The organism is Pseudomonas sp. Z18(2022) (genome assembly GCF_036346535.1).
GTDB lineage: Bacteria > Pseudomonadota > Gammaproteobacteria > Pseudomonadales > Pseudomonadaceae > Aquipseudomonas > Aquipseudomonas yamanorum_A.
In genome coordinates this window covers 31895-41194 of sequence record NZ_JAOTOA010000034.1, presented here as the reverse complement: position 1 = coordinate 41194, position 9300 = coordinate 31895, and the positions used below count along the sequence as shown (strand labels likewise).

Genomic DNA, 9300 nt, shown 5'->3' with positions numbered 1-9300 from the left:
AATATCAGCAACAACCCAAATAACGGATATACCCCCAATCAGCGAGCCTTCACAGCCTCAACCCACCGAGGATCCAACCGCGTCTGGTCAGGCTCAATCCCCAACCCCCGCATCTTCTCCAGGTGCTCATCAACCTCCCGCACCAACTGCGCCTGCGAGCTCGAATTGGCGTCCAACTCGTGCATCTGCATCAACCCAAGGTGATAAAACCGCAGCAACTTGATCGCCACCGGATCATTCGCCTTCACCCCGTCAGTCACCTTGTGCATCACATTCGTCACACTCATCAAACTGCGCTTGAGCTGCCACCCATACACCGCCGGCGCGAGCCACGCCTGGCTCCAGAACGGCCCCCGCACCAGCGCCAAGGTGATCAACACCCCGGCAAACACCCCGCCGACATTAAAGCGAAAATTATCGCCCCCAGGTGTACCAAACAGCATCACCGCCAGGCTGGACAGCCCCATCGCCAGCACCACGAACAGCACCGCGACTATCAGCGTGCTGCGTCGCGTCTGCTGGCGAAAAACAATCGGGTCGCACGGTTTAAGCTCAAACATCCGGGTGCAGTCTCCATGGGCTGAGTAGGGGTATAACGCCGGCCGGCATCTTCTCATGGTTCGCCCGTCGGAGTGACGGTAATCCGGTTGAACGATGCCCCACCGTGATTTCTCTAAATCTCGTAGGCAACCGACCCCAAGCGAGGTGAACCATGACCCGGTACCAGCAACAGCCGCCCGGCACACCCAACCCCGACCGCACCCCCGGCGAAGAGGAGCGCGACAACGACGCCCTGCGCCCCAACGACCCTGCCGACCGGGAAAACGACGAAGAACAGGTCGAGGAAGACCTGGAAAACCTGCACGACAAGGCCCGCCCGCTGTAAGCCCGGCGCGCCAGGGAGGTAGTCATGAGTAAGCATCCAGATGGCCCGCATTCATCGGAGCATTCCAGCGGCAAGGACGAATTGGGTTTCGACCCCGATTCCCCGGACGTCGCCGACCCACAGGTCGACCCGGTGGGCCCTGCCATTGCCCCGTTGGACAAGCCAGAAAAAACCGGCAAGAAGCCGGCCTACGATCCCCTGGGAGATCTGAAAAAGTGAAGTGAGCCCCGCCATCGTGCGGGGCTTTTGTTCCTCAGCCAAGCCGTTTCGGGGCTGTCCATGTCACCTCGGTGATGCCAAATTTCTCCGCCCAGGGCCGAGTGGTCTTTTTCACCCGCTCATGGCCCTGCCGGCCAATGCGCCCCACGTGGGCAATGTCGGCGTCAACGGCCGCCCAATGCCACGCTTCGGCGTTGTTCATGACTTCGGCACGCACCACAAAGGTTTTCGGTTCGCCGTGTAGCAAGTAGTGGATGGTGTAGATCGTCGCGGTACTCATGATGCCTCCCTGTCTTGTAGTGAATGGATATAAATCCGTTCAGAAAGGTTCAGAAAGTTTGTGCATTACAGCGCTTGCGTTTGATTCAAATCGTAATTGGCAAACAACGGCCTTCGGGGTATTAGTGATGTCTTTGCCACCCACGCCAGGATTGCGTCATGCCAGAGCTGACCCACAGCCGTTTGTACCTGCAACGTTTGGGCTACGACGCGCCGCCACCGCCCACCCTGCAAACCCTGCAGGATCTGCAACTGCGCCACGTCAGCACCTTTGCGTTTGAAAGCCTGTCGACCCTGCTGCATGCCCCGGTGCCCATCGACTTGCCGAGCGTCGAGCAGAAAGTCCTGTTCGACGGGCGTGGCGGTTATTGCTACGAGCTGAACCAGATGTTCCTGGCGTTGTTGCAGGAGTTGGGCTTCGACGCGCGGGGCATCACCGGCCGCGTGGTGATGGGCGGGCCGCCCGATGCACTCACGGCGCGCACCCATCGCCTGAGCCTGGTGACCCTGGACGGCGTGCGTTACATCAGCGATGTGGGCTTTGGTGGAATGGTGCCCACCAGCCCGCTGCAACTGGACACCGACGCCACCCAGGCCACCGCCCATGAACCCTATCGCCTGAGCCTGAATGAGGGCAGCTATACCTTGTGGGCACAGGTGGCGGGGGAGTGGCGTGGCTTGTATGTGTTCGACCTGCAGGTGCAGTCACGCTTCGACTACGAAATCGGTAACTGGTACGTCTCCACCCATCCGGATTCGCCGTTTCTCGGCCAACTGAAAGTCGCCCTGATCGGCCCGGGATTTCGCCGCACGCTGAACAACGGCCAGTACGCGATCCACTACCTGGACCGCGCCAGCGAAAAGCGCGCCATCAAGGACGTGGATGAGTTGCTGGCGCTGCTGCAAGCCAGCTTCGGCATCCGCTTGCCGGAGCATCCACAGTTGCGGCCCATTCTTGGTCGTTTATTGGCTCCCGAGGGAGAAGCCTGATATAGAGCCTTCGCTGAACCGTTTTACCTCAAAAAAAGGTGCAAATTAATTCGAACCTTTCGCCAAAACGAGGGTTCGAACCGTTTCCTGAATAATTTGCCACCTGTAATGGAGACGTAAAACGATGTCCAAACTATTCGGAAAGATCCTCAAGAATTCCTCGGTCCTGGCCCTGATCGCGGCACCTGGTGTGGTGTTCGCCGCAGCGCCGACTGACCCGATTTCCACCTTCGGGATCCTCGGCAGCTACAACGACTTCAAACTCGAAGGCGGTAGCGAAAGCGACAAGGACCACATGCCTGAAGCCGGCCTGTTCTATAACTTCGGCAACAAGCTGACGGCTGAATCGGGCTTTATCTACCAGGCCGGTATCGAAGCCAAGTACGGCGAAAAGAGCGACAACAAGCTCAAGGAAGGCCAGGCCGACCTCGACCTCGGCTGGCGTGCCGCGCTGGATGCGCGCAACTTCGTCGACGTGCTGGTGGGTGGCGGCTACAGCTGGACCCGCTACGAGCCGGATTCGGGCGACTACGACATGAAGCTCACCAACAAATCGCCGTTCGCCAAGGCGGCCCTGGGTTACAACCACCAGTTCGATGACATGACCATGCGCGTTGAACTGGGTGCGCGCCACACCATCGACGGCCGTGCCAAGCTCAAGGTCGACGGCATCGGCAGCGACACCGTGGACCTCAAGGACCGCACCAACCCCTACGCCGAAGTCAGCCTGCTGATGAACCAGAAAGGCGACCTGCCGGTGATGGCGGGCCTGTACTACACCCGCACCGAGTACAAGCTCGACGGCGACTCGTACGTGGCCGACAACACCAAGCTCAAGCGTGACGAGTATGGGTTCAAGGTCGGTATCGCGTTCTAAGACCTGTTGCAGGGGTGGGGGGCCAACCCCCACCTTTTACTGTCCGCCCAAGCCCCCCTTTCTGTCCCCCAATACCCTCAACGCCGCGCCCTGGCTGCCTTAGTGTGGATCACGCTTTCACACAATAAGAGAGAGGGTGGCTATGCGGGCAATCAACCCCCGTCGCCTCAGTCTGCTGCTGGCCGTGACCTGCCTGCTGACAGCCTGTGACGACACACCGAAACATCCCCCCGAACGCGCCACGGCGGCCAATGCCATGCCCGGCGACGCAGCCCTGGCCCAGGTCTACGACACCAGTTGCAAGCTGTGCCACGCCAACCCGGCCTCCGGCGCGCCGCTGACCGGTGATGCCCCGGCCTGGAGCCCGCGAATCGCCCAGGGCCCGGACACCCTGCTGGACCACACCATCAACGGTTACAACGGCATGCCCCCCATGGGGATGTGCGTGCAGTGCTCCGAAGAGCAATTCCTGGGGCTGATCAGCTTTATGTCGGGTCAACACATCCAATAAGAATAACGGGGTAGGCGATGGGGCTTTCACGGCGAGAATTATTGCAGCGCGGCGCGGTAGCCGGCGCGTTCATGGCATTGACCAGCAATCCGGTGCTGGCCCAGTTGGCCCGGGCACCGCGGTTGATTCCCTGGCGCAACTGGTCGGGGGCGCAAACCTGTCTGCCCCTGGCCCGGCTCGCGCCGAAGAACCTTGATGAATTGGTGCAGGTGATCGGCCAGGCACCGGGCAAGGTGCGGCCGGTGGGCTCGGGCCATTCGTTCAGCGCGTTGGTGCCCACCGACGGCACGCTGCTGTCCCTGAGTTACTTCAACGGCCTGCTGGATCACGATCCGCACACCTTGCAGGCCACCTTCGCCGCCGGCACGCCGATGTCGCGCATGGGCCAGGCACTGAAAGACGTGGGCCAGGCGCTGCCGAACATGGCGGATATCGACTACCAGACCCTGGCCGGGGCCATCTCCACCTCAACCCATGGCACTGGCGTGGGCTTCACCTCTTACTCCGGCTGCGTCACCGGCCTGCAATTGGTGACGGCCCAGGGGGAGGTACTGGACTGCGACGCCAACCACCACCCGGAAGTGTTCAGCGCCGCCCGTGTGTCCCTCGGTGCCCTCGGCGTGGCCACCCGGGTGCGTCTGCAAAACCGCGCGCCGTACCGCCTGCGGGAGCGCCAGTGGATCGCCAAGACCGAAGAACTGCTGGAAGACGTAGCGAAAAACACCCGGGAAAACCAGCACTGGGAGATGCTTGTGGTCACCCATTCCGACTACGCGCTGTCCATCGCCCTGAACGAAACCACCGACCCCGAAACCCCGCCCATCGACCCGGCGGAGGCGGGCGGCAACGAGTTTGTGTCGATCATCGAAAAGCTCGACAAGTACGGCAGCGATTTCCCCGACGCCCGGCGCAGCTTGCTCAACAGCCTGCGGTTTTTTGCGAGCTTCGATGACCGCGTGGCCGAGTCTTTCCAGGTGTACGCCAACGTGCGCAACGTGCGCTTCAACGAGATGGAATATTCGGTGCCCGCCGAACACGGCCCGGCCTGCCTGCGGGAGATCCTCAAGCTGATCAACGACAAGGACCTGCGCACCTGGTTTCCCATCGAGTACCGCTACGTCAAGGCCGACGACATTCCGCTGAGCATGTTCGAGGGCCGCGACAGCTGTTCGATCTCCGTGCACCAGCACTACACCATGGACCACCACAACTTCTTCGCCGCCGTGGAACCGATCTTCTGGAAATACGCCGGCCGGCCGCACTGGGGCAAGTTGCACACCCTCAACGCCCGCACCTTGCAGCCGTTGTATCCACGCTGGGAGGAATTCACCCGGGTGCGCCGCGAGCTGGACCCCAGCGGCAAATTCCTCAATGCGCACCTGTCATCGATTCTGGGAGTGGCCTGATGAACCGCAGACATTTCATGCTTGGCACCGGCGTGTTGCTGGCAGGCGGTGCGATTTTGCTGAGACCGGGCGACCGGGGCAGTCCGTACACCGAGTACTTCCGCAGCCTCAACCAGGAGCTCAAGGCCCACGGGCCAATGCGCCCGGTGATGCTGATCGACCTGGACAAGCTGGACCACAATATCGACGTGGTAATGCAGTCGGTACAGCGAGGCGGCAAACACCTGCGGCTGGTGGAGAAATCCCTGCCGTCGCCGGGGCTGCTGGCCTATATCGCCAAGCGGGCGGGCACCCAGCGCTTGATGTCGTTTCACCAGCCGTTTCTGAACCACGATGCCCAGGTCTTTCCCGACGCCGATATCCTGCTGGGCAAGCCGTTGCCGGTGCGTTCGGCCGAGCTGTTTTATCAGACCCACAAAGGCCCGTTCGACCCGTCCCGACAGCTGCAATGGCTGCTGGATACCCCCGAGCGGCTGCAGCAATACCTGGCGCTGGCCCAGGGGCTGGGCACGAAACTGCGGGTCAATATCGAGCTGGATGTGGGCCTGCATCGCGGCGGCATCCGCGACAACGCGGTGCTGGGGCAAATGCTGACGCTGATCAGCGCGCATCCGCAGCAGCTGGAATTCAGCGGCTTCATGGGATACGACCCGTTTGTGGGCATGGGAGTGCCGGGAATTCTGGGTTCGCCCCAGGACCTGTTCGACAAGGTCATGCAGCGCTACAACGGCCATGTGGATTACACCCGCCAGCACTTTGCGCCGCTGTGGCGTGACGGGCTGACGTTGAACACGGCAGGCAGCCCGAGTTATCGCATTCATGAGCAGGAAAAACTCAGCAGTGAGGTGTCGGTGGGCACAGCGTTGCTCAAGCCCACGCACTATGATTTGCCGTCGTTAAGCGAGCATGTGCCGGCGGCCTATATCGCCACGCCCGTTTTGAAAAGCACCGGGCCGGTGGATATTCCGGCGCTGGATGGCAAGTCGCGGTTGTTCTCGTGGTGGGATGCAAACCAGCGCGCCACGTTCTTTATCTATGGGGGTAACTGGATGGCGGAGTTTGAGTCGCCCAAGGGGTTGCAGAGCAATGACCTGTACGGCCGCAGCTCCAATCAGGAGATGGTCAACGGCTCGCCCAAGGTGGGGTTGAACGTAGAAGACCAGGTGTTTTTGCGTCCGACCCAGAGCGAGTTTGTGCTGTTGCAGTTCGGCGATTTGCTGGCAGTGCGCGGCGGGAAAATTGTCGATACCTGGCCGGTCTACACCTGAAGAAACCCGATCAAAATGTGGGAGCTGGCTTGCCTGCGATAGCATCACCTCGGTATCACTGAAAAACCGAGTTGCCTGTATCGCAGGCAAGCCAGCTCCCACATTTTTAACTGTATTTACAAGGCAAACGGAATCGTCAGCTTCGCCCACAACATGTCGCCTTCCGGCCGGTTCTGCACATCAAACTCCTTGGCCCAGCGCACTTCCGCACTCGCATACTTGAGGAAGGTGAAATACACCGCCGGACCGATCGCAAACACCTGGCCCTTGACCCCATCGTCCACGTCTTCGCCATAGATGTTCACCACCGTATGCCCGTACTGCTTATCGTCGGTGGTCTGCTTGAGGTAGTAGCCATTAATCCCAAGGCTGAGGTTGTCCGTGACCTTGTAGCTGGCGGAATAATCGAAGTGGAAAATCTGCCCTGAACGGTAATGGGTATCGGGGTTTTCCTTGTTGAAGCTGTAGGTGGTCTTGATCGACAGCTCGGTGCGCTCGTTGGGCATCCAGGTCGCCGACACCAGCGGCTTGTAGGTGTAGAAATTGTTGCTGGTATTGGCCAGGCGCGAGGCGTCGTACTCGCCGGTGGGCAGGGTGATTTCCAGGGCGGTGCCCACGGTGAGGTTCTTGCCCAGGTCCCAGAGAATGATCGGCGCCAGCGTGGTGTCGCCCATGCTCTCGCGGGTGTCGGACATGCCGAACAGCGACACCTGTTGTTTCAGGTACGGCTGGGCGATGTAACCCCCCAGGCGCCCGCCGAATACCCGCAGCGGGCTCAGGTAATCCAGGCGCGGGATGATCGCGTCGGATTTGATCTTCACATCCGGCACCTTGCCGCCCAGGGAACTGATATCGAGCTTTTTGGCTTCGTAGTGGTTGTAGTAAATGTTGAAGGCGAACATGTGGTCGGGCAGGTTGTTGACGTCCAGCGGCAGGATGTAGAAGCCGTCGGTGCCGGGGCCGATATTGTCCACGCCGCCTTCGGTGGCCAGGGCCGGCAGGCTGATGAGGGTCAACAGGGCGAGTTGCACGGGGTAAAACGCACGGGTCGGGTTCATGGCGGGGCTCATTATTATTGTTAGGACGACGCTACCTATAGAAATAAGCCCTGAGCGGCCAGCAGGGCAGGGTATTGGCGGCCACATAGGGGGACTTTGGCGGACAGCTTTCATCCAGAGTGCAGCAGTTCTTGCAAGCGCCTATGATTGTCAGGATGTTTCCAAAACAAGAACTGAAGCACTCAGTCGGGAATCGAAGATCCATGCAAAGGAAAGCCGTTGATCCGCACTATGACTTGGCCCTGGTCTCGCCATTTCTGCTGCAAACCCTCGGACAAGTGGTCGCGCAAAAAGGCGCAAGTGCCGAGCACCTGTGCCGTGGCCTGGGGTTCACCCTGGCTGACCTGGACGACCCGGCCCAGCGGATCTCCTATCGCCAGGCGGTTGCGATGATCCAGCGTGCCCTCAAGGTGTTGCCCGACCAGGGGCTGGGCCTGTGGGTGGGCCATCAGAATGTACTCGGCACCCTGGGCCTGCTCGGGCATGTGATCTCACTGTGCAAGACGTTGCGCGATGCCTTTGCCATTGGCGAACGTCATCAGCACACCTCCGGCGGTATCGCCACCTCGCGCACCCATGAAGGCCCCCAGGAAGTGTATGTCGATATCGAGTGCCTGCTGCCGTATGCCGACGTCCAGGTGTTTGCCGCCGAGGAGTTCTTCGCCAGCCTGATGGTGTATGGCCGGGCCTTGGTGGGCGAGGGTTTCATGCCGCTGCGGGTCGAATTTATCCACGCCGCGCCCACCTACGTCGCCGACTATCACCAGCTGTTTGGTGCGGATGTGCGTTTTGGCTGCCTGCATAACCGCATGGTCCTGGCCAGCCACTGGCTGGATGTGCGCCTGCCCAATCACCACGCCCTGGCCTTGCGCCAGGCCCTGGAACTGCTGGAACTGGAAAGCGCCCAGTTGCACCAGAAGATGGATTTGATCCAGGCGGTGGAGCGCGCGATTTCCCGGGACTTGCAGGGCAGCCAGCTGGAAAAGGTCGCCAGTGACTTGAACATGAGCGGCCGCACCCTGCGCCGGCGCCTGACCGAGCACGGGCTGACGTTCGAAGGCTTGCTGGAGCAGGTGCGGCGGGCGCGAACCATGGGCTTGCTGAGCAACCCGGGGTTGTCCATCGAACGGATTACCGAGGAAGTCGGCTACAGCGATGTGCGCAGTTTTCGGCGGGCATTCAAGCGCTGGACCGGGCTGAGCCCCAGTGCATTTCGCGGTGAAGCAGGAGGGCCGGGGTGATCGTCGGGCGTGGTCCCATTGGCTACCTGATCTTTCCCCGGATTGGCTATTTGTCCAATGCACCTGCCTCACTACTCTAGGCACCAATCCCCACTGCTCTGGAGTATCACCATGCAAACCCGTACCGACTTCTACACCGCCTCCCCGGACGCCATGAAAGCCATGCTCGCCCTGGAGGGCGCCGTCGGCAAACTGTCCATCGAACTGCCGCTGCTGGAGCTGATTCGCCTGCGCGTGTCGCAGATCAACGGCTGCGCCTTCTGCCTCGACATGCACACCGCCGACGCCCGCAAGGGTGGCGAAACCGAGCGCCGCCTGTACACCGTCTCGGCCTGGCGTGAAACGCCGTTCTTCACCCCCCGTGAACGTGCCGCGCTGGCCTGGGCCGAAAGCCTGACCCTGCTTAGCCAGACTCACGCACCGGATGAAGACTTCACCGAACTGGCTGCCCACTTCAGCCCGCAAGAACAAGTCGACCTGAGCGTGGCGATTGCCACCATCAACAGCTGGAACCGCCTGGCGGTAGGCTTTCGCAAGATGCCCAAGTAATCAACAAGCGAAGCAG

At 60.9% G+C, this 9300-nt stretch carries 12 protein-coding genes; 9 read left to right on the top strand and 3 right to left on the bottom strand.

The genetic code is table 11. From position 1 onward, the window contains the following. Positions 1-38 precede the first annotated feature (38 nt). A complete protein-coding gene (locus V3W39_RS32035; protein ID WP_177116123.1) occupies positions 39-560 on the bottom strand; it encodes a DUF3087 family protein in 522 nt (173 codons plus the stop codon). Between the two features lie 152 nt (positions 561-712). Here V3W39_RS32035 and V3W39_RS32030 point away from each other — a divergent pair, with 152 nt between their 5' ends. Together V3W39_RS32030 and V3W39_RS32025 are read left to right on the top strand one after the other, a co-directional pair. Continuing rightward, positions 713-886, top strand: a complete 174-nt coding sequence (locus V3W39_RS32030; RefSeq protein ID WP_177045863.1) for a hypothetical protein — start codon at positions 713-715, stop codon at positions 884-886. Positions 887-910: 24 nt separating this feature from the next. Next, positions 911-1105: a DUF6021 family protein gene (locus tag V3W39_RS32025; protein ID WP_177045864.1), complete on the top strand. Its 195-nt coding sequence runs from the start codon at positions 911-913 to the stop codon at positions 1103-1105. A 34-nt stretch (positions 1106-1139) separates the two neighbouring features. Here V3W39_RS32025 and V3W39_RS32020 read toward each other — a convergent pair whose 3' ends face one another. Continuing rightward, a complete protein-coding gene (locus V3W39_RS32020) occupies positions 1140-1385 on the bottom strand; it encodes a DUF6555 family protein (protein WP_177045865.1) in 246 nt (81 codons plus the stop codon). Between the two features lie 158 nt (positions 1386-1543). Between V3W39_RS32020 and V3W39_RS32015 the strand changes: the two genes are divergently transcribed. From V3W39_RS32015 to V3W39_RS31995, 5 genes are all read left to right on the top strand, one after another. Beyond that, entirely contained in the window at positions 1544-2374 is an 831-nt protein-coding gene (locus V3W39_RS32015; RefSeq protein WP_330214070.1) for an arylamine N-acetyltransferase family protein, read from the top strand. Between the two features lie 124 nt (positions 2375-2498). Further along, positions 2499-3251: an outer membrane beta-barrel protein gene (locus V3W39_RS32010; RefSeq protein ID WP_177045869.1), complete on the top strand. Its 753-nt coding sequence runs from the start codon at positions 2499-2501 to the stop codon at positions 3249-3251. Positions 3252-3393: 142 nt separating this feature from the next. Then, complete coding sequence (locus tag V3W39_RS32005) at positions 3394-3762, top strand: c-type cytochrome (protein WP_177116122.1); 369 nt, start codon at positions 3394-3396, stop codon at positions 3760-3762. Positions 3763-3839: 77 nt separating this feature from the next. Then, positions 3840-5168, top strand: coding sequence for a D-arabinono-1,4-lactone oxidase (locus tag V3W39_RS32000; protein ID WP_330214071.1), 1329 nt, complete (start codon positions 3840-3842; stop codon positions 5166-5168). A gap of 59 nt (positions 5169-5227) precedes the next feature. Beyond that, positions 5228-6436: a DSD1 family PLP-dependent enzyme gene (locus V3W39_RS31995; protein ID WP_259201051.1), complete on the top strand. Its 1209-nt coding sequence runs from the start codon at positions 5228-5230 to the stop codon at positions 6434-6436. Positions 6437-6552: 116 nt separating this feature from the next. Here the strand turns inward: V3W39_RS31995 and V3W39_RS31990 are convergent, their stop codons facing one another. Further along, a complete protein-coding gene (locus tag V3W39_RS31990; RefSeq protein WP_177045873.1) occupies positions 6553-7494 on the bottom strand; it encodes a SphA family protein in 942 nt (313 codons plus the stop codon). A 203-nt stretch (positions 7495-7697) separates the two neighbouring features. Between V3W39_RS31990 and V3W39_RS31985 the strand changes: the two genes are divergently transcribed. Further along, the gene (locus tag V3W39_RS31985; protein WP_330214069.1) at positions 7698-8735 is read left to right on the top strand and encodes an AraC family transcriptional regulator; all 1038 of its coding nucleotides are present in this window, start codon (positions 7698-7700) and stop codon (positions 8733-8735) included. 111 nt (positions 8736-8846) lie between these two features. Continuing rightward, positions 8847-9284 carry a carboxymuconolactone decarboxylase family protein gene (locus V3W39_RS31980; protein WP_177045877.1) on the top strand — a complete coding sequence of 146 codons (438 nt, stop codon included), beginning with the start codon at positions 8847-8849 and terminating at the stop codon, positions 9282-9284. The last annotated feature ends 16 nt before the right edge of the window (positions 9285-9300 follow it).

Coding starts and splice junctions, on each gene's coding strand:
- V3W39_RS31980 (WP_177045877.1), top strand. CDS start 8,847: ATGCAAACCCGTACCGACTTCTACACCGCCTCCCCGGACGCCATGAAA.
- V3W39_RS31985 (WP_330214069.1), top strand. CDS start 7,698: ATGCAAAGGAAAGCCGTTGATCCGCACTATGACTTGGCCCTGGTCTCG.
- V3W39_RS32035 (WP_177116123.1), bottom strand. CDS start 560: ATGTTTGAGCTTAAACCGTGCGACCCGATTGTTTTTCGCCAGCAGACG.
- V3W39_RS32030 (WP_177045863.1), top strand. CDS start 713: ATGACCCGGTACCAGCAACAGCCGCCCGGCACACCCAACCCCGACCGC.
- V3W39_RS32025 (WP_177045864.1), top strand. CDS start 911: ATGAGTAAGCATCCAGATGGCCCGCATTCATCGGAGCATTCCAGCGGC.
- V3W39_RS32010 (WP_177045869.1), top strand. CDS start 2,499: ATGTCCAAACTATTCGGAAAGATCCTCAAGAATTCCTCGGTCCTGGCC.
- V3W39_RS31990 (WP_177045873.1), bottom strand. CDS start 7,494: ATGAACCCGACCCGTGCGTTTTACCCCGTGCAACTCGCCCTGTTGACC.
- V3W39_RS32005 (WP_177116122.1), top strand. CDS start 3,394: ATGCGGGCAATCAACCCCCGTCGCCTCAGTCTGCTGCTGGCCGTGACC.
- V3W39_RS32020 (WP_177045865.1), bottom strand. CDS start 1,385: ATGAGTACCGCGACGATCTACACCATCCACTACTTGCTACACGGCGAA.
- V3W39_RS32015 (WP_330214070.1), top strand. CDS start 1,544: ATGCCAGAGCTGACCCACAGCCGTTTGTACCTGCAACGTTTGGGCTAC.